This is a genomic window from Staphylococcus sp. GDY8P119P, assembly GCF_017892075.1.
Classification (GTDB): Bacteria; Bacillota; Bacilli; order Staphylococcales; family Staphylococcaceae; genus Staphylococcus; species Staphylococcus ureilyticus.
On record NZ_JAESKJ010000004.1, the window covers coordinates 107843 to 125070 of the forward strand.

General features: G+C 28.8%; 25 protein-coding genes and 2 pseudogenes. 7 read left to right on the forward strand and 20 right to left on the reverse strand.

The window, feature by feature from the left end; translation table 11 throughout:
• Positions 1-89: 89 nt before the first annotated feature.
• The 9 genes from KA830_RS03280 to KA830_RS03315 form a co-directional block, all read right to left on the reverse strand.
• Positions 90-308 (reverse strand): hypothetical protein, encoded by a 219-nt coding sequence (locus tag KA830_RS03280; protein WP_064209648.1) that lies wholly within the window; start codon positions 306-308, stop codon positions 90-92.
• A 23-nt stretch (positions 309-331) separates the two neighbouring features.
• Positions 332-652 (reverse strand): hypothetical protein, encoded by a 321-nt coding sequence (locus tag KA830_RS03285; protein ID WP_239436871.1) that lies wholly within the window; start codon positions 650-652, stop codon positions 332-334.
• Between the two features lie 393 nt (positions 653-1045).
• Positions 1046-1495 (reverse strand): GNAT family N-acetyltransferase, encoded by a 450-nt coding sequence (locus KA830_RS03290; RefSeq protein WP_064264438.1) that lies wholly within the window; start codon positions 1493-1495, stop codon positions 1046-1048.
• A 90-nt stretch (positions 1496-1585) separates the two neighbouring features.
• Positions 1586-1708 carry a hypothetical protein gene (locus KA830_RS13785; protein ID WP_259336415.1) on the reverse strand — a complete coding sequence of 41 codons (123 nt, stop codon included), beginning with the start codon at positions 1706-1708 and terminating at the stop codon, positions 1586-1588.
• A 241-nt stretch (positions 1709-1949) separates the two neighbouring features.
• Positions 1950-2561 carry a stage II sporulation protein M gene (locus KA830_RS03295; protein WP_204179743.1) on the reverse strand — a complete coding sequence of 204 codons (612 nt, stop codon included), beginning with the start codon at positions 2559-2561 and terminating at the stop codon, positions 1950-1952.
• 114 nt (positions 2562-2675) lie between these two features.
• The gene (locus KA830_RS03300) at positions 2676-2816 is read right to left on the reverse strand and encodes a hypothetical protein (RefSeq protein WP_019469856.1); all 141 of its coding nucleotides are present in this window, start codon (positions 2814-2816) and stop codon (positions 2676-2678) included.
• Positions 2813-2980, reverse strand: a complete 168-nt coding sequence (locus KA830_RS03305) for a hypothetical protein (protein ID WP_019469855.1) — start codon at positions 2978-2980, stop codon at positions 2813-2815. Before KA830_RS03305 ends, KA830_RS03300 begins: the two co-directional genes overlap by 4 nt.
• 145 nt (positions 2981-3125) lie before the next feature.
• Positions 3126-3323, reverse strand: coding sequence for a hypothetical protein (locus KA830_RS03310; protein WP_107359920.1), 198 nt, complete (start codon positions 3321-3323; stop codon positions 3126-3128).
• Positions 3324-3644: 321 nt separating this feature from the next.
• The gene (locus tag KA830_RS03315) at positions 3645-4190 is read right to left on the reverse strand and encodes a hypothetical protein (protein WP_204179744.1); all 546 of its coding nucleotides are present in this window, start codon (positions 4188-4190) and stop codon (positions 3645-3647) included.
• Between the two features lie 276 nt (positions 4191-4466).
• On the opposite strand from KA830_RS03315, the gene KA830_RS03320 reads away from it, so the two are divergent.
• The 3 genes from KA830_RS03320 (at position 4467) to KA830_RS03330 (ending at position 6387) form a co-directional block, all read left to right on the forward strand.
• Positions 4467-4682, forward strand: coding sequence for a hypothetical protein (locus tag KA830_RS03320; protein ID WP_204179745.1), 216 nt, complete (start codon positions 4467-4469; stop codon positions 4680-4682).
• Between the two features lie 1158 nt (positions 4683-5840).
• Entirely contained in the window at positions 5841-5978 is a 138-nt protein-coding gene (locus tag KA830_RS03325) for a hypothetical protein (protein ID WP_204180565.1), read from the forward strand.
• Positions 5979-6153: 175 nt separating this feature from the next.
• Positions 6154-6387, forward strand: coding sequence for a hypothetical protein (locus KA830_RS03330; RefSeq protein WP_064264443.1), 234 nt, complete (start codon positions 6154-6156; stop codon positions 6385-6387).
• A gap of 429 nt (positions 6388-6816) precedes the next feature.
• Here the strand turns inward: KA830_RS03330 and KA830_RS03335 are convergent, their stop codons facing one another.
• The 5 genes and pseudogenes from KA830_RS03335 to KA830_RS03355 form a co-directional block, all read right to left on the reverse strand.
• On the reverse strand, positions 6817-7389 hold the full coding sequence (locus KA830_RS03335) for a hypothetical protein (RefSeq protein WP_210123025.1): 573 nt from the start codon (positions 7387-7389) through the stop codon (positions 6817-6819).
• Positions 7390-7392: 3 nt separating this feature from the next.
• Positions 7393-8127, reverse strand: coding sequence for a Cthe_2314 family HEPN domain-containing protein (locus KA830_RS03340; RefSeq protein WP_210123022.1), 735 nt, complete (start codon positions 8125-8127; stop codon positions 7393-7395).
• Positions 8128-8287: 160 nt separating this feature from the next.
• Complete coding sequence (locus tag KA830_RS03345) at positions 8288-9031, reverse strand: hypothetical protein (protein WP_210123020.1); 744 nt, start codon at positions 9029-9031, stop codon at positions 8288-8290.
• Positions 9032-9122: 91 nt separating this feature from the next.
• Positions 9123-9716, reverse strand: a pseudogene (locus KA830_RS03350) (terminase small subunit).
• A gap of 54 nt (positions 9717-9770) precedes the next feature.
• Positions 9771-9917 carry a hypothetical protein gene (locus tag KA830_RS03355; RefSeq protein WP_210123019.1) on the reverse strand — a complete coding sequence of 49 codons (147 nt, stop codon included), beginning with the start codon at positions 9915-9917 and terminating at the stop codon, positions 9771-9773.
• A gap of 452 nt (positions 9918-10369) precedes the next feature.
• On the opposite strand from KA830_RS03355, the gene KA830_RS03360 reads away from it, so the two are divergent.
• The 3 genes and pseudogenes from KA830_RS03360 to KA830_RS03365 all read left to right on the forward strand — a co-directional run bounded on the left by KA830_RS03360 (position 10370) and on the right by KA830_RS03365 (position 11901).
• Positions 10370-10684, forward strand: a complete 315-nt coding sequence (locus KA830_RS03360; protein WP_210123017.1) for a DUF771 domain-containing protein — start codon at positions 10370-10372, stop codon at positions 10682-10684.
• 439 nt (positions 10685-11123) lie between these two features.
• Positions 11124-11207, forward strand: a pseudogene (locus tag KA830_RS13790) (hypothetical protein); the annotation flags it as partial.
• A 46-nt stretch (positions 11208-11253) separates the two neighbouring features.
• The gene (locus KA830_RS03365; RefSeq protein ID WP_210123015.1) at positions 11254-11901 is read left to right on the forward strand and encodes a hypothetical protein; all 648 of its coding nucleotides are present in this window, start codon (positions 11254-11256) and stop codon (positions 11899-11901) included.
• Between the two features lie 95 nt (positions 11902-11996).
• Here KA830_RS03365 and rpsR read toward each other — a convergent pair whose 3' ends face one another.
• The 3 genes from rpsR to rpsF are packed head-to-tail and all read right to left on the reverse strand — an operon-like array spanning position 11997 to position 13122.
• Positions 11997-12239, reverse strand: a complete 243-nt coding sequence (gene rpsR / locus KA830_RS03370) for a 30S ribosomal protein S18 (RefSeq protein ID WP_042737618.1) — start codon at positions 12237-12239, stop codon at positions 11997-11999.
• 49 nt (positions 12240-12288) lie between these two features.
• The gene (gene ssb, locus KA830_RS03375) at positions 12289-12798 is read right to left on the reverse strand and encodes a single-stranded DNA-binding protein (protein ID WP_046207091.1); all 510 of its coding nucleotides are present in this window, start codon (positions 12796-12798) and stop codon (positions 12289-12291) included.
• Between the two features lie 18 nt (positions 12799-12816).
• On the reverse strand, positions 12817-13122 hold the full coding sequence (rpsF, locus tag KA830_RS03380) for a 30S ribosomal protein S6 (RefSeq protein ID WP_019469843.1): 306 nt from the start codon (positions 13120-13122) through the stop codon (positions 12817-12819).
• 391 nt (positions 13123-13513) lie between these two features.
• Here rpsF and KA830_RS03385 point away from each other — a divergent pair, with 391 nt between their 5' ends.
• Positions 13514-14311, forward strand: a complete 798-nt coding sequence (locus KA830_RS03385; RefSeq protein ID WP_046207092.1) for a GH25 family lysozyme — start codon at positions 13514-13516, stop codon at positions 14309-14311.
• 288 nt (positions 14312-14599) lie between these two features.
• Here KA830_RS03385 and ychF read toward each other — a convergent pair whose 3' ends face one another.
• From ychF to KA830_RS03400, 3 genes are read right to left on the reverse strand one after another with little or no spacing between them, the layout of a single operon-like run.
• Positions 14600-15697 (reverse strand): redox-regulated ATPase YchF, encoded by a 1098-nt coding sequence (ychF, locus tag KA830_RS03390; protein ID WP_107525538.1) that lies wholly within the window; start codon positions 15695-15697, stop codon positions 14600-14602.
• A 13-nt stretch (positions 15698-15710) separates the two neighbouring features.
• Positions 15711-15914 carry a DUF951 domain-containing protein gene (locus KA830_RS03395; protein ID WP_046207094.1) on the reverse strand — a complete coding sequence of 68 codons (204 nt, stop codon included), beginning with the start codon at positions 15912-15914 and terminating at the stop codon, positions 15711-15713.
• 20 nt (positions 15915-15934) lie between these two features.
• Positions 15935-16819, reverse strand: coding sequence for a mechanosensitive ion channel family protein (locus KA830_RS03400; protein WP_046207095.1), 885 nt, complete (start codon positions 16817-16819; stop codon positions 15935-15937).
• Between the last annotated feature and the right edge of the window lie 409 nt (positions 16820-17228).

The following is a 17228-nucleotide window of genomic DNA, read 5'->3' on the forward strand; positions in this document are numbered from 1 at the left end:
TATCAAAGTTATGCCTTTTTTCCTTAATATTACGTATGTTTTATATCAAACTTTATTAAATAAATATATTTATACCTTTTTATTATTAATCAAGGAATCAAAGTGTAAACAATAGTAACTAGAACCACCACAATAAGAATTATAACATTTGTTATTCCTACCTTTTTAAGTTTTTCTTGATATTCATTATCAGACATTTCATTTTTCTTTTTACTTAAAATATAATAAAAAGTAAAAATAGAATAACCAATAAAAATCACGAGTGAAATCACAACTAAAATTAAAAATATAATTTTTAGTATATCCATTTTATTCATCTCCTAATAATAATTTATCCATCTTTCAAATTGATTATCTGTTTTTTTAGTTCAATCATAGTATTGTACTTTTCATTAGGTTCCACTTCAGACAATAATACATCTAGTGACCTATCATATATGCTCTTAGCTTTAGATTCGTCTTCTTGAGCCATCGTACTATATAAATATCCAATTTCTTCAACTAAATTTGCACTTTTATTTAAATAGATAAGTTTTTCTTTATTAGCATCATGATCAATTAAACCATCTCTAATACCGTATTTAATTGCATAATAAAGTAAAATAGCTGATAAAATTATGTATATAAAAACCAAATAAACCCAGCCTTTCATTTTTCAAATTTATGTGTTCTGTTACTCATTAATTTTTATTATTTTTCTTATTTAAATAAATGGCTAAAAATGCAATTCCGATGCAAAACCACATTCCCAATATTGAAAACCAAATTGTCATCGTAAATTCAGTCCTTCTTCTTAGTTTTATTATCTTTCTTGTAATAAATCTTATTCAAAAAAAGTGATATCTGCTAAATAGCTACCTCCAATAACATCTACAATAAATGATGCGATAGTTGCAAACACCTTTCTAAGAAATTTCATATAAAAGTCCTTATAAATATTGTTTTAAATATGATTTCATACTAACATACCCTAGATTAAATTTATATTGTGTAAAATTAGTCTGTATTTCAATTGTAAAGTTATGAGATCTTCCTAAAAGTCACATTATAATTCCTTTATAAAACGAATCATATCTCTACACAATATTCCATTTTCATAAATTTTTTCATTATAATTTCTATCATAAAACCCTACATCTATATTACGCATTCTAAAACCCATTTTTTGATAAAATATAATTTGCCCAATACTAGAATTACCTGTTCCAACCTCGATATTTTTGTAACCATTCTTCTTGGCATATTCAAAAGCATTTGCTAACAACTTTTTACCAATCCCCATTTTCTGTTTAGATTCTAGTACTGCTATGTTAACTAATTCAATTTTATCTTGATTAATTTTTTGTAATACATAGCACCCTAAAACTTCATTATTTTCTTTATATACAAAGCATTCTCCTTTTTTTAAATAATTTAAAATTAAATTTTTTGATGGGTCTGCCAGCAAAAGAAGTTCAATCGGTGCTTCACCTACAGATTTCAACTTTTCAATCATAATGATCACTCTTTCAAAACGTTATTTTTTGTGCTTTTTAAATATAATACGAAAACACCCTTCAGAAATTATACTGATGGGTGGAAATAGCTAATTTTCTTTTTTTGAATTTTCTTTAAATCTTTTTTTAATATCCTCAATCAAGGAGCCACTACCTGCAAAGTTAGAAAATGTATTCATTACAAATGTTAATATTTTTCCAATTATGTCCATACAGCATTCCCCTTTACTATATAGATACCTTATTTCCCCATAAAATAATCACACATTTAGTATAAATATTACTTTATTTTTTAAGTGAACATTATCTTCTATTTTGTTGCTTCTAAGATATTGCTAATTAATTTCATGTATCTCTGTTCTATTGCTTTTATATACAAAATTTATTAACTCTCAAACTCTACGAATTTTTAGATACAACCCCTTATCAATATTTCTGCTAATGGTGAGTTATTTATATAACTGAAAGAAGAGAATATAAAATTTTTCTTAAATATTCTTCACAAATTGCTGCTAATACTATTACTGGTATCACTACAAATATATAGATTTTAATTGTATTATAAAGTGATTTTATTATTGATGTTCTTTCACCATTCTTTTTAAATAGCTCTCTGATTTTACTTCGAATTGATTTATTTAGTTGAAACAATACACTTGCAAATATACAGAAACCTAAAATTTCTAGTGTAGTATGAGGAAATACAGATATGATATTGGCTATAGCTTTATAAAAATCAATTTTTAATAAAATACCAATCACAATACCTGGCAATACAGAACTATATATCAAATTAAAGAAATATAAAAATTGAATAGGTATTAGTGAAAGCAGGAACATTTGTAGTGGAACTATAAAACCATTATTTACGATATATATAATAACTGCACCTAGTCCTGAAGATTGTTTAACAGAACGAGATATATCGTTATCTATACCTTTAATCATTGCTTCCACATTCATATCGATACTATATGTAATTACAATTGTTAAGATCATTATACTCAGACTAAATAAAAATATTTTTAAAGTTCTAATAATAAAACCTTTATCAATAACAAACATAGACTTCTCCTTGCATTTTGTGTAGTTCACAACCAAACACAAACTAACATATTAGAAATATGAACAACCTACAGCAGCACGTATTGATGTTTAGAATTGTATTATACATATAACTCATTTCTTTTTTTCATCCATAAAATACAATGACAGTAAAGCAAAGAAAGCACTAACAATCCATAATCCAGAAATATAAAATAAAATAGCTGTTAACCCAGAGAAAGTAATCTTTAAAATTTTCAAATCTTTTTTCTTCATAATTTTCCACCTTTTTTTAAACCTTCTCCTACAAAAACAGATCCTACAAACCCTATTAACCCATTAATCAAAGATGGCCAAAAATTCATATCTCCCATATAAAAGGAAACTAAAAAAATTAATCCTCCAGTCACTATACAAATTATCCATTGACTTAATTTCATAGACTAAAATACTCCCTTCTAGAAACCTTTATTTCAGTTTATTTAATCTTATTCAGAATATAAATATAAAAAATAGGTCAAGTACATAGATGTTTATCCTACATACCACTCCTCATATCAAAAGTATTGGGCTACATACTTCTATTCATAAACCTTTACGTTTAATTTGTCTGTATACAAAGATGATTGCAACCATTAAAGTTATGCTATCAAGTACCTTTATAAAAATTGAGCCAAACTCTAAAATTTCAATTTTAAAAATTGCACCTATTATAGGTAAGAAAATATTAAAACCTATTAATACTAATAAAATTGCTAATATTACTTGTTGTGATTTAGGCAATACAAACACCTTCATTTCTTATTATATAAAAGCTAAATATTAATATTAAGAGAAACCCACTCCACAAATCTATGGAGTAGGCTAAATATTTATTTAAATTGCCTTAGTGTAAAGAAATATTAAACAGAAGTATTTTCATTACTTTTTATTATTAGAGTTAGAAGAAAATAAAAATGCACCAAAAAATAATAATGGGAATATGGCAAATAAACGTATGTTAAAAGAATTATCATCAAAAATAATTGGCAAAGAAATATAAATTATAAATGTTATTACTAAAAATATTAGATAAATTTTTTTATTATTACTCATATGTAAAACCTACAAAACAATTGCTATAAATGCTCTAGCAACAACATATGCAAATTGTTTATTAAAACCAAAGTTATTAGTTAACCCATTCGCTATGCCATCTGCTAAGTTGCCTTCAAAACCTGTTAAAATATCACAAAATTTATTGATACTTTGATAATGGAACATAACGAGTTTAGTACCAGTTGTATTTTCTATTTTCTTTACCAATTTATTCCATGCCTTTTCACCGACTTTATTTACAGTAGCTCTAATTGCTTGAGCTCCTGCTTTTGCAGTCATTGTAGCTTTTCCTCTTTCAGCTAGACCATCTCTATAATTTTTCACTTGGCCTTTTAGCCTGTCAGCAACTGCCGGATCTTTAAAATCACTTTTACTATTATCAATCTCTTTTAATAGTGCATCACCAATCGCTTTTCTTTGATTCATTTCTTTATCTATTTCACTTCTAGTTTCAGCATTAGCTTTACCAGAATCAATAGTAAAATATACAGGACCAGATAGAATCGCAGTAGCTACACTAGCAGTTAATATTTTTTTAATTTGCTTATTCAATATTAAATCTCCTTTTATATAATAATTCTCCCAAATTACTATATAAATAACATCCCCAAAATAAGTTTAACAAAATTAAAATTCATTTCAATTAAGGTAGTGTAAAAATTAGTTTTTTGTTGTGTATGAACGATAGCTCCTCAACATTTATAAACCTCTAACACTACATTCATTAAACAGTAATAACACAGTATCATTCCAAGAACTAACGTTCATTTTTACATTGTTAACAATTAAATATTTCCATGCTATCCTTATACAAAAAGGTGATTAATAATGAGCTTACCTGTTGCGATAATGTTAGGAATCATTGTTATACTTGTATACGCTTACTTTTGGGCATCTATATATCGTTGGGAAAATAATAGACGGGTAAAACGTAACAACTTCAAACCGATGACTAAAAAGTTATTCTATTGGAATTTATTGGTACATAGTATTATTGCTGTAATTTTCGTTATTATTGCAATCTACTTAAGTTATTTTAAATAAGTTACTTTAAAACCTTATTACTGATTAAATAAAATATTTCTATAAATACCAACTTTTTGGGAATGGCATTTTGATAAACTTGCGCTTTTACATTTTTTGATATTGTCAATTATTATTTTTTTACTAATGCAATCAGACTTTTTGTGTTTTGGTTATCTAGCCATATTCTAATAATAGACAGATGCTCCATTTTAGTGCATTAGCTCGTAAATTAACAAAATGCTAGAAAAGTTTTGTTGACCTCTTCAATTTTATGGATTTTAAAATTCAATGATCAAACAAAAATCCAATAAATCGTACCCATTACTTACATAAAGGAGCGTTATTATGGATATACTTATAGGAATCATAATCAAAATAATAGATATAATTGTAGCTATAGTAAGCATATTTGAACAGGAAACATCAAAGTTATTGAGTAAGATGTTTAGACGCAAGGATAAGAAAGCCGATGAGAAAAAAGAATAGCAGCAATAACTGTGTCCTATCATACGTACGCAAAATATAATAATACCTATTACGTTTACAAAGGGGTATCGCTGTGGAGTACATTATAGGTATAGTAATTAAAGCAATAAGCTTCATATTAAGTACAATGCTCGATGGTTACTTGTATTTTAAAGAGTTCATTAAAGAGAGAAAAAAGAATAAGGATTAACCATTTACTACGTGTCTTTTCACACGAACGTCCTATTTTATGGTTGCGAGATACATAATGAAATTTTAATTAAATAGCGTTGAAAGGGGAGTAGGTAATGAACAAGCCATTGTATATACATCACATAATTAATCTTGTCCTATTGATACTCCTGTTAATATTAGATTATTTCAATACTATTAATTTGACTGTGGCAATATTACTTATCCTTTTAATTTTAATAAATTCTATTTTATTACTAATTGTTTCCAGAAAAAAAGAAGATAAGATGATACACAAAAATTCTAAAACGTTCAAATCAGAAGACTTATCATCTTTACCTATAATTATATTTTTTATCATTTTATCAATTCATAATATATTAACTAAAGATAGTATAATCTTTTTGAGCTTTTCAATACTCAGTTTAATTGTTTTTATACTTATTCTAATATTAGAAATCAAATCATATTTAAAACGCAGAAGAAATGATAAGGAAAGTAAATAAAGGGAGGGATATTATGAAAATAGGTACATGCAAATACGATTACAACTATTTAATTATGTCCATACCACTTTTATTAGTATCTATATTTGTACCAGCAGTTTTTGTAGTATTTGTAATTTGCTTAATATACGGATTTGAGAAGCGTAAATAGGAGGAATATTATTAGATTCGGTAAATATAAAGTAGATGAAACGTACTTTGTTTTCGCAATGACATTTCTAGTATTATCTATTACCATAATGCCTTTATTTTTGGTTATTAGTATATCTTTTTTAGCATTTAGCTTTAAGAAAGAGAAGTAGTAAATAACAAGGAGGAATTAAAGAATGCAGTTTAATAATTGGAATGTCACTATAAATGGAAAAGGTTCACATGATGTCGTTGTTAATGACGATACATTATTAATTTTACAAGGATTTCAACGCGTTGAAATAGCGTTGAAAATAAAAAATGATTTCATGCAAATAAAATCTTTAGGCTACAGCGAAGATGTAAGTATCAACCCTGTTACAAAAGAGATAACTGTTAATGTCGCTAATTTATTGGAAGATGACGAATAGTTCTGAAAAAATGAACAAGTCAAAGTTTGATTTATTAAATGACAAATGATTTTCTTCATGGGTAAATCGTCTCCCTTTATTATTTTTATATGTAGAGATAACAAATGAATCTACTACAAGAATTATATTATTAATTGGTTTGTTTTTAATTATGTATTTTGGAAGTTAGAATTTTCACATCCTGCCTTTTTCGATCCAAACGCACAAAAAATACCCCGCAAGCCTTAGCCTACGGGGTTTTCAGATACAATATCTATTATTGTTCTTCTTTTATATATTACTATTTTATGAATAATCATCAATGTTCAAAACACTTTTGTAAAGACATTTTTGAGCTATTTAATCTATTTTCTTATTCATACCCTTGCCCTTATTATCAAAATTATGCCCTTTTTTCGCCCTTTTTTAATTAACATTGATTAGTTTATATTATTTCATTTTTTTAGTTTTATACCATTCGCTTTTAAGATAATTTGAAGCTTCACCATTTAATAAAGACAAATCCATAGTAACTTTATCATAAGCTAAATCCATTTCTTTTTCACTTACTGATCTACTATTTATTAATTCAAAAACTAAATTAATATAGCTCTCCATATTATCATTCACATTATCTACAAGTTTATTAAAGTGTATATTATCCTCATCATTTTTGGTTACTTTTTTTAAATACCAAGTTCTATATGTTTTAGTTTGGCCAAAGTGTAAAAAAATTTTATTTTTTAATATAGTTAAACTTTTAAACTTTTTATTACTCTGATTTATTATAGGGAGAGAAAATTTATTTCCGTTAGTTTGGTATTCCATATTAATATTATATTTCAGATGTTCTATTTCACTTATATATTCGCTTATCAAATTCCTAACTTCTTGTATCCATTCATGACGAGCTTTCGAAACTACTTGCGCATGTATCGTTTTGTTAGTATTCCAAACATTTAATACACCAGTAACAATCGCAGCAACAAGACCTGAAATTAAAACATTGATAAATTCATTCATTGCTTACCCTTCTTTCGAGTTCTCTTTATATACATTTTTATACTTTAATACTATAAAAGTGATGAATTTTTCAAAATCATTTATAAATTGATCAATAGAATTTATATCATTATTCTTTCTGCCTACGAACTCTGAATTTTTTCCTTTGGTAACTTTTAGCGCTCCATTTATAAAAACATTATAATTATGTGTAATATCGTTTCTATAATTATCTAGCAATTTGCTATTTTTTCCCAATGCTATAACTACATTTCTTCTTTTATACTCTTCTAATTTTTTCACTACATCATTTTTAAACGTAGATTTGGGGTTGATTTCAAACTGATTTACTAAGTTTATATATCTATATAAATAGTCATTTAAGGTACTAATTAGTCTAATTGCATACTGAGCGTTGTATTCAAACCAATATTTTTCAGCATTAAAATCATCAGTTAAATCATACATGCCATTTATATTATCTCTATGTACTAATATTTTGCAATATGTGTTGACTATATCTGCACATAACCTTTGTGCATTTCTTATAAAAACTACTTTTTCATCACCAATTTGAAATTTCAATGCTTTAAAAAAACTGGATTCATCATTATATTCTGTTTCTCTATCTAACCCCCATTCTTTTAAAACATCATTATTCATTAATTTTAAAACATCATATACTTCAAAAAACTTTTTATTAACTATTTGATGATAATAATCTAATTTATCTTCATCTAGATTCCCCCACAAATTCATAGCTTTTCCCCTTTCAATTTATGTACTTTTAATAATAACCTACATGCATTCTCAAAGGTAGTAGTCATATATTTATTCCCTACATAAAAACACCCACCAACACTTCTGCTGATGGGTGGAAATATAACTATTTGTACTCTTTTAGACATAAATTACATTACTATAAATTTTTAAAGTCTCTTATATTTATTTTTTTAACTTTGTCTGGGTATTCAGGAAAATACCATTTAAAATATTCAGTACCCGTTACAAAGGTCATGGTGCCATCACCTTCATTATCTGAATATAGGATATTGATTTTATTAACCAAAGCAGAGTCTAATCTATTCATAATTTCCAATACTCTATCTGAAGACGATAAAGCTCTTTTTATATCATTAAGCATTTTCTTATTATTAATTTTTTCACGGTTATAATGTTTCATTAACTGTATCTCAATAAAATCGTTCAAAAAATAAATTTCGTTAAAAGTACCTCCAATCAATGCGATTTCAGTATCATCCTTAGAATGCAAATACAAATGTGTTGTATCAGTTTTAAGTATCATCACATCTTTTTTTATATCAAAATGCTTTTGTAATAATTCTTCTATTTTAGAAATTTCAATATGCTCATTATTCTTAGGAAGGTTACTAACTACATATTCTAAGGTATATAAAAAACTAATTGAAGACATTACAGTGCTATAACCTAATTTAACAAAATTGTTTATAAAATCAGTTAATTCTTTTTTATTATTTAAATTCTTGATATAATTTTGATTTGCTTCTTCTATCTCTTTTTTATAATTATCCATTTGCTTTTGGTATTCAAAATTTCTTTTCTTCCATTTTCTAGCTGAAAAAGTATTGAAAATCGTTAAAATTGTACCTACTAAAGTTATGCTCACGCCAAATACAGTCATAAATATCCCCTCTGTTATATGTACATATCTTATACATAGGTTAAGTTATAATTAACTATAATTGCAAGCTTTCATCAAAATTTAATATCAATTAAATGATTTGGCACTTAATTCGCATATCCTTCAACGGAACATCATCAATAATTACTGTCCTACCTGTATACTTGTCAGTAGCTTGTTCTATTTCCTTATCCAATTATTCATCATCACTATCCCATTCACCTATTTCAATAACAAATGGTGTGTTTCCAGTCATTTCTTTTTTATCTGTAAATAAGACATGGTATTTACCTAACAAATCACGCGCTTTTAAACGATCACTTATCTTAATAGGTACTTCCACCATCTCAACACTCTCATTATAGATAATGTTGTATTTGCCTGTATCTGGATTTTTGACATATTCACCACGTTTAGTAACGACCTCTTTCATTTCCGTTTCTTCTCCTACTGCTGCATTAGATAATAGATGCAGTATTTCATTCGCAGAAAGCACGTTATCATCAATAACTTGGCTCTTAACTTCATTTATATAATTTGCTATCTTTTCATTCTTAAGTAGTCTATGACCTTGGGTATGAGCACTCTGTGTGCTATAGCCTGCTTTGATAGCCGATTGTGTTAAGTTTAGGGTCTTTAGATATTCAGTTACAAATTTCTCTTGTCTTGGGTTTAAATCACTCATATAATCACCTCTTATTTCAAGACTAGGTGTTACCCTAGCCTAATTTTAATATTATTAAATTTTTCTATTTCTCTTAGCAAGATCAAGTATTTTATCCCCTGAACTCTTTTCGTTTTTTGGCATATTCGCTTTAATATCTGCTACAACAGATTGTTCGATTGCTTCTATAAACTCATCATCTAACTCACAAGCTTTTTTCAATTTCCCTAAAGTATTTTCAGTATTATTTAATTTATAATGAATACTTCAATCATTCCTTGACTGATAAAGATAAGCAAATGATATATAATGTTGTAAAAAATATTCTTAAGAGAGTTTACGAAAATCAATAATTAAATCCTTGGAAGTTAAAAAGAATGTTGCATTTTAAATTCCACAAGACGCATCACAATCAGAAAATGAATAATCCCCCACACAAAGGAGCATTACTGTGGAGTATATTGTAGGTATAGTAATTAAAGTTATAAATTTCATATTAAGTACAATGCTCGATGGTTACTTGTATATTAAGGAGTTTGTTAAAGAGAAAAAGAAAAATAAGGAATAACAGCATCCACTACGTGTCTTTGTACACGTACGCCCTATTTTAAGGTTGTGAGATACACATTAAATTGAATTTTATATAGACTATTGAATCAAATGGAGTGATTTAGATGCAGACATTACAAGTTACTGTTCCAATACCAGAAGATTATGTATTAATTGAAAAATCACACTACCAAGAATTAGAAGAACTGACATTAGATCCTGTATGGGATATGAAAGATTTAAAGAGGAAAATAAAAATGTCATCAGATAGTACCGTAAAAGATAAATTACTTTATCATCCTAGACATGAAAAGACACTGAGAAAAAATGGGATAGTACATTATCCAGATAAAAATTTTAACCGTTGGAGATTCAACGCTAGAAAAATGAATCAATATATCAATGAACATTTTGAAGAGATACATGGAAAATCATATTAGCTATAGGTGACTATAAGATGAAATAAGTATATACTTTTAACGTCCCTACCAAAATTATTAGAATAAAGGTAATAATATAGTCTGATTTAATTAATTTTTTAATTAGTTAACACAAATGATTATTAGTAATACTTAATAATATACATCCTGAACTAAATTTGACGTTATCCGAACAAACTGTAATAAGTTTAAGTTTACCTATATCTTTATTTTTTAGCCGTATATTAGGAGATGATAGTATGAAGAAACTAACTAGCACTAAAGAATTACTAAACAGGGTAAGCCCCTTTGCCCCTATTAACTTATATTAATAGAAAATTGTGCTAATTGCTGAAAACCTATCATTATAACGATCAGCATCTACATTTTATGGTAGTTCAACGACTAAATGCATAATGCCTTAAGCAAGCTATTCTAATTATTTTGGAGGGACTTTTATATGTGGCATGAACAATTCACTAATAAGCATAATCAAACACAGTACCGTTTCTATGAGAAGTACAAAGACCCATACACAGATCAAATGGCTAAAGATATGATGAATAAATTGGAGAAGGTAGGATATTAATTTGAAAAAAATCAGTTCTATTCTTATAGTATTAGTTATAATAATAACAGCATTATTATATTTCACCTTACCGAAAGAACAAAATTTACTTTCATTAACATTAGGTGCCTCTTTGTTATTAGGAACCATTTCCATTATTACTACATTATATAATAACAATCAAATAGACCACCGAAATAGGATAAGCCAAATTGAATCTACACGTCCCAGATTTCTGATTACAGAGAAATCCACACAACAAGAGACTATTATTAAAATTAGTTACGATTGCCCTAAAATTTTAACTCTGGATAAGTTTCTTATAGAGATCGAAAATGGAGAAGATTGGGATGACACGAATATTGCCCTTAGTCGAGTTGAAAATGAGTTATCAAAACACAATGGTAAATTACTACCAAATAGAGTTCTTGAATTTAAATTCCCAAATTTCCCTAATAACAAAACTTTTCTTGATATAGTAAAAAATTCTAACAACGAAATGAAATTAAAAATATCATGTCTTACTTATTATGATGAAAAAATCTCCTATTATTTAGGTCACAATTTAGATCAACACTATGTAAAATTCAGTGATAACAAAGCCACTATAAAAACTCTTGAGAAAAACCTAAAACTCTCTTTTTATAAAAATGCAAATTTTTCAAAATAAAATTTCATGCCCTTTTTCTGCCCTTTTTTTAATTTCAAAAACACAAAAAATACCCCGCAAGCCTTAGCCTACGGGGGTTTCAGATACAATATCTATTATTGTTCTTCTTTAACATATGGTAATAATGCCATATGACGTGCACGTTTAATAGCTAAAGTCAACATACGTTGATATTTAGCTGAAGTACCTGTTACACGACGTGGTAAAATTTTACCGCGTTCTGAGATAAAACGTTTTAATAATTCTGTATCTTTATAGTCGATGTGTGTAATTCCGTTTGCTGTGAAATAACAAACTTTTTTACGACGACGTCCGCCTCTTCTTGGTCCACCTGCCATGGTAACTGCCTCCTTTTAAAATTTTTTTAGTTTTATACGTTCATTATAATTAGAATGGTAAATCATCATCACTAATATCAATAGGGCCGTTTGCATTTGCAAATGGGTTATCTGATTGATTATTGTTTGATGGATTATTGTTGTTATTGTTTTGATAAGAAGACGTATTTTGTCCGGATTGTTGTCCACCAAAATTTTGGAAATTATTATTTCCTTCTTGAGCATGACGCTGATTTTGGTTTTTAGGTTCAAGGAATTGAACGCTATCACAGACAACTTCAGTTACAAATATACGACGACCTTCTTGGTTTTCGTAGCTACGTGATTGAATGCGACCGTCAACGCCAGCTAGACTACCTTTGAATAAGTAGTTATTTACATTTTCTGCTTGTTTTCTAAAAACAACGCAGTTAATGAAATCAGCTTCGCGTTCCCCTTGCGCATTTGTAAACGTACGATTTACTGCTAGAGTAAAAGTCGCAACACTCACGCCTGAGGGTGTTGTTCTATATTCTGGATCTTTCGTTAAACGACCGACTAAAACAACTCTATTTATCATTTAAACGACCCCCATTTATTATTTTCTTGTCTTATCTTCGTCTTCACGAATTACGATATAACGGATGATATCGTCTGTGATTTTAGCTAAACGTTGGAATTCGTCAGTCGCTTCATTGTCTTCAGTTTGGATACGTACGATGTTGTAGTAACCTTCACTGAAATCATTAATTTCATAAGCTAAACGACGTTTGCCCCAATCTTTAGTTTCTAAAACCTCTGATCCGTGAGAAGCTAAGATACCGTTGAAACGTTCAACGACAGCTTTTTTAGCATCTTCTTCAATGTTCGGACGAACGATGTACATAACTTCATATGTTCTCATTTTATAATTGCACCTCCTTGTGGTCTATGCGGCTCACCATCTTTGTGGTAAGCAAGGAATAATTTTCATTACTCACAATCAAGAATTATAGCACAGAGCTTTACATTTTACAATGATTATCAGACGTTCAAAATGACATTTTTATCTCATGTTTCATATGAAACATTTCATTACCTCAGCATCCTACAACTTGGAAATTCACGCGACATTCCATATAACTCATAAAATATTATATTACTTTTTAAATGATTATAAATAAATTTAAAAGTTATTTCAGATAAACTTGATAAATCATTTTAATTCTAATAGCATATCATATACGTTCTTGATTTATATCATTAAAATCCAAGGACATGTTTACATAATTCAAAATTAATCAAAGGAGATTTATATGACTTCAGTTATTAAAAAAGGATTGCTGTCCATGAGTGTCCTGTTTGCAACTACAATAACATTTAATACTGTACATGCGGCTGAAAATACAGCAAGCGAAAAAGGAACCATGGGATATGGCTATCAAAAGTATATTGAAAAACACCCTGAAGAAAAAAATAATGAAACTCAAGAAAGTGCCTTTCGTTCAAACGCCAATACAACCGCTACTGGTGAAAGGGTCTTAGATATTTCCGAATGGCAAGGTAAGCTTTCAGCACAACAAGTCAAAGATTTAAAAGCAAATTATGATTTCATTATTATTCGTGCACAATATGGTTCTGAAAAAGTCGATGCAACATTAGAACATAACTCAAATTTATTAGATAAGTATAACTTGGACTTTGGCGTTTATTCTTATAGTATGTACGAAAATCCCGATGATGCCAGATATGAAGCGCAAACTTTATACAATCGTGCACCTAAAGCCAGTTTTTATATCAATGATTTTGAAGAAAATACTGTGACATCGGGTACCGCTGATGAAAGTACAACTGCCTGGTATGACAAAATGCGTAGCCTTGCTGGAGATAAAAAAATCTTATTTTATTCATATGAAAACTTTATGAAAGAACATGCTTCAGAATCAGTGGGACAATATGATGGTTATTGGCTCGCTAACTATAACCAAGAGCAACCAACACAAGAACATGTGTTATGGCAATATACAGATAGCTATGCTTCACCTGAATTAAACCAAAATGTCGATGCAAATTATACGGGACCTGGTGTAGACACATCATGGTTTACATCTTAAGTTTTTCATCGCAGCATTCATAATGCTATTTTGGTAAGTAAAACTTAGTACAACTAATGTCATGTCACTTTTACCTCTTTAACCAATATTCGTATCACCGTTTGTATTTATTCATACATCAAGGATTAAGAAGTATATATAGTTAAAATTTTAACCTACTACTAGTTAAGTTGAATGAAAATGTATCTATGAACAAAATGAACATTCAAGACTCCCGGCATACTTACTTTCCAAATTTCTGAAAAAAGCTTACGTGTTACCATATTAAGTAACACGTAAGCTTTTATTTTATACATTAAATCTAAAGTGAACGATGTCTCCATCTTTCATAATGTATTCTTTACCTTCTAATCTTTGTTTTCCAGCTTCTTTAGCACCATTTTCACCATTAAATTCTACATAATCATCATAGCTCGTTACTTCTGCACGAATGAAGCCACGTTCAAAGTCAGTATGAATAATCCCTGCACATTGTGGAGCTGTCATGCCTTTAATGAATGTCCATGCACGTACTTCTTGCACACCCGCTGTAAAATAAGTTGCCAAACCTAATAAGTCATAAGTTGTGCGAATTAAACGATCTAAACCAGGCTCTTCAATGCCTAAATCTTCTAAGAACATTGCTCTATCATCATCATCCAATGTAGCAATTTCTTCTTCAATCTTAGCACTGATAACAATGACTTCTGAGCTTTCTTTTTCAGCATATTCACGAATAGCTTGAACTTTTTCATTATCTTCATCGCCAATTTCGTCTTCTCCGACATTAGCAATATATAACATTTCTTTAGATGTTAATAATTGTGCTTGGTTTACATATTTTTGGTCTTCTTCCGTAAAATCTAAACTTCTTACTGGATTACCTTCTTCTAAAGCTTCTTTAATTCTTGATAAAATGCGAACTTCGTTAACCGCATCTTTATCTTTTTGTCTTGCCATTTTTTCTAATTTTGGTAGACGTTTCTCAACTGATTCCAAATCTGCCAATACAAGTTCCATATTGATAACTTCAATATCATCAATAGGATTAACGCGACCAGAAACATGCGTCACATTATCATCATCAAACGCACGTACGACTTGGCAAATCGCATCAACTTCACGAATATGTGATAAGAATTTATTTCCTAATCCTTCACCTTTTGAAGCCCCTTTAACAATACCGGCAATATCAGTAAATTCAAAAGTCGTTGGTATTGTTTTTTTGGGTTGTACCATATCTGTCAATACATCTAATCTATGATCTGGAACTTCAACAATCCCTACGTTAGGGTCAATCGTTGCGAATGGATAATTCGCTGCGAGCGCACCCGCTTTAGTAATTGCATTGAAAAGTGTTGACTTCCCTACGTTTGGAAGCCCAACGATACCTGCTGTTAGAGCCATTTATTCATTCTCCTTATTTTTCCGTATCTTGATGAGATACTAATATTTTTTTCATTTTTTTATTAAACGTTTGTCGTGGAATCATAATGCTTCTTTGACAATTTTCACATTTTATTCGGATATCTGCGCCTACACGAATGATTTTAAAGCGATTCGTACCACAGGCGTGTTGCTTTTTCATCTCTACAATGTCATTTAAACCGTAATTTGATGTCATTCTGTCACTCCTCCGAATATTTAAGCGTTATTTTGTTGATTAGGGTCATATTGTAACATCATCGGCTTAGGTGTTTTAATCTCTTTTTGCTTAAACAATTTCAATATCTCTTTTCTTAAAATACGTGCTCCGGAAGCACCCTCACCTGGTATTGTTTCAGCAGACACACTCAATACAATTTCATCTCGACTGATTGAATTGATACCAACGACTTGTGGTGTAGAGATAAACAAATAATAATTTGTTTGTATAGATTGAAAATAGTCTGTGAGTACATTTTCTACTTGATCAATATCTTCCTCTACCGAAACTGGTATTTCGACAATTGCTTCACCATTGGTCACTGAATAATTTGTAATCTCACCCATACTGCCGTTTGGTAATGTCGTTAATTCACCTGTAATTGTATTTATTTTTGTCGATCTTAAACCTATGACTTTAACTGTACCTTCTGCAACAGTTGTACCACCGTTATTTATTTTAACATAATCTCCTACATCAAATTGATTTTCGAATATAATGAAGAAACCAGTGATAATATCTTTAACAACGGTTTGTGCACCAAAACCAACTGCTAAACCAACAACCCCAGCACTTGCGATAATACCTTCAACACTGATACCAAACTTGCTTAAAATGGTTGTTAACACTATAAACCATACCACATACGATACGATATTTTGAACTAATGATATTAATGTTGCTGAACGTTTTTTATTCGCTTTTTTGCCTTTATTTTGTATTTTGAAAAATTGCTCTATTCCTTTATTAATAAAACGCAATACTATCCACGCTACAATGATATATATCACAATCATAATGAGATTTGAAAGTAGCGTTTGATATGTTTCCGGTTTAGTTAAAGGTTCTATTAAGGAATACATAATACTTTTTATTTGATCCAATCATATTTCCTCCCTTAGTCAAAGACTCTTCTCATTTTATTATAATTATTTAAACTGTTAAACACATCCAACTTCCGACTAAATATTAAAATTTGCAAAACAAATAAACAGATCATTTGAAGTGTATATCTGATTTCATTTACATAGAAAGCATACTACAACTTATAGGATGATAATCAGAAACCACCATACTATCATTACTCTCTTTATACTATCAATTTTTAAATATAGTTTATATAATTTTCATGTTTAATTAAATTTAAATTATGTAATTTAAAAAAGACAAAAGAAAAAGAACCATAATTTAAAATTATGATTCTCTATTTCTCAGTAAGTCATATTACTATAAATACACCTTGAAATAAAGGATTTTTCAGTTTTTAGTCATCACTTTCATCAATCATTTTCT

Excerpts from the sequence above, each read along its gene's own strand:
- ssb (WP_046207091.1), bottom strand. The coding sequence starts at position 12,798 with ATGATAAATAGAGTTGTTTTAGTCGGTCGTTTAACGAAAGATCCAGAA.
- KA830_RS03360 (WP_210123017.1), top strand. The coding sequence starts at position 10,370 with ATGCAGACATTACAAGTTACTGTTCCAATACCAGAAGATTATGTATTA.
- KA830_RS03300 (WP_019469856.1), bottom strand. The coding sequence starts at position 2,816 with ATGAAGAAAAAAGATTTGAAAATTTTAAAGATTACTTTCTCTGGGTTA.
- rpsR (WP_042737618.1), bottom strand. The coding sequence starts at position 12,239 with ATGGCAGGTGGACCAAGAAGAGGCGGACGTCGTCGTAAAAAAGTTTGT.
- KA830_RS03330 (WP_064264443.1), top strand. The coding sequence starts at position 6,154 with ATGCAGTTTAATAATTGGAATGTCACTATAAATGGAAAAGGTTCACAT.
- KA830_RS03305 (WP_019469855.1), bottom strand. The coding sequence starts at position 2,980 with ATGAAATTAAGTCAATGGATAATTTGTATAGTGACTGGAGGATTAATT.
- rpsF (WP_019469843.1), bottom strand. The coding sequence starts at position 13,122 with ATGAGAACATATGAAGTTATGTACATCGTTCGTCCGAACATTGAAGAA.
- KA830_RS03395 (WP_046207094.1), bottom strand. The coding sequence starts at position 15,914 with ATGACATCAAATTACGGTTTAAATGACATTGTAGAGATGAAAAAGCAA.
- KA830_RS03345 (WP_210123020.1), bottom strand. The coding sequence starts at position 9,031 with ATGACTGTATTTGGCGTGAGCATAACTTTAGTAGGTACAATTTTAACG.
- KA830_RS03295 (WP_204179743.1), bottom strand. The coding sequence starts at position 2,561 with ATGTTTGTTATTGATAAAGGTTTTATTATTAGAACTTTAAAAATATTT.
- KA830_RS03320 (WP_204179745.1), top strand. The coding sequence starts at position 4,467 with ATGAGCTTACCTGTTGCGATAATGTTAGGAATCATTGTTATACTTGTA.
- KA830_RS03290 (WP_064264438.1), bottom strand. The coding sequence starts at position 1,495 with ATGATTGAAAAGTTGAAATCTGTAGGTGAAGCACCGATTGAACTTCTT.
- KA830_RS03335 (WP_210123025.1), bottom strand. The coding sequence starts at position 7,389 with ATGAATGAATTTATCAATGTTTTAATTTCAGGTCTTGTTGCTGCGATT.
- KA830_RS13785 (WP_259336415.1), bottom strand. The coding sequence starts at position 1,708 with ATGGACATAATTGGAAAAATATTAACATTTGTAATGAATACATTTTCT.
- KA830_RS03340 (WP_210123022.1), bottom strand. The coding sequence starts at position 8,127 with ATGAATTTGTGGGGGAATCTAGATGAAGATAAATTAGATTATTATCAT.
- ychF (WP_107525538.1), bottom strand. The coding sequence starts at position 15,697 with ATGGCTCTAACAGCAGGTATCGTTGGGCTTCCAAACGTAGGGAAGTCA.
- KA830_RS03385 (WP_046207092.1), top strand. The coding sequence starts at position 13,514 with ATGACTTCAGTTATTAAAAAAGGATTGCTGTCCATGAGTGTCCTGTTT.
- KA830_RS03285 (WP_239436871.1), bottom strand. The coding sequence starts at position 652 with ATGAAAGGCTGGGTTTATTTGGTTTTTATATACATAATTTTATCAGCT.
- KA830_RS03325 (WP_204180565.1), top strand. The coding sequence starts at position 5,841 with ATGAAAATAGGTACATGCAAATACGATTACAACTATTTAATTATGTCC.
- KA830_RS03280 (WP_064209648.1), bottom strand. The coding sequence starts at position 308 with ATGGATATACTAAAAATTATATTTTTAATTTTAGTTGTGATTTCACTC.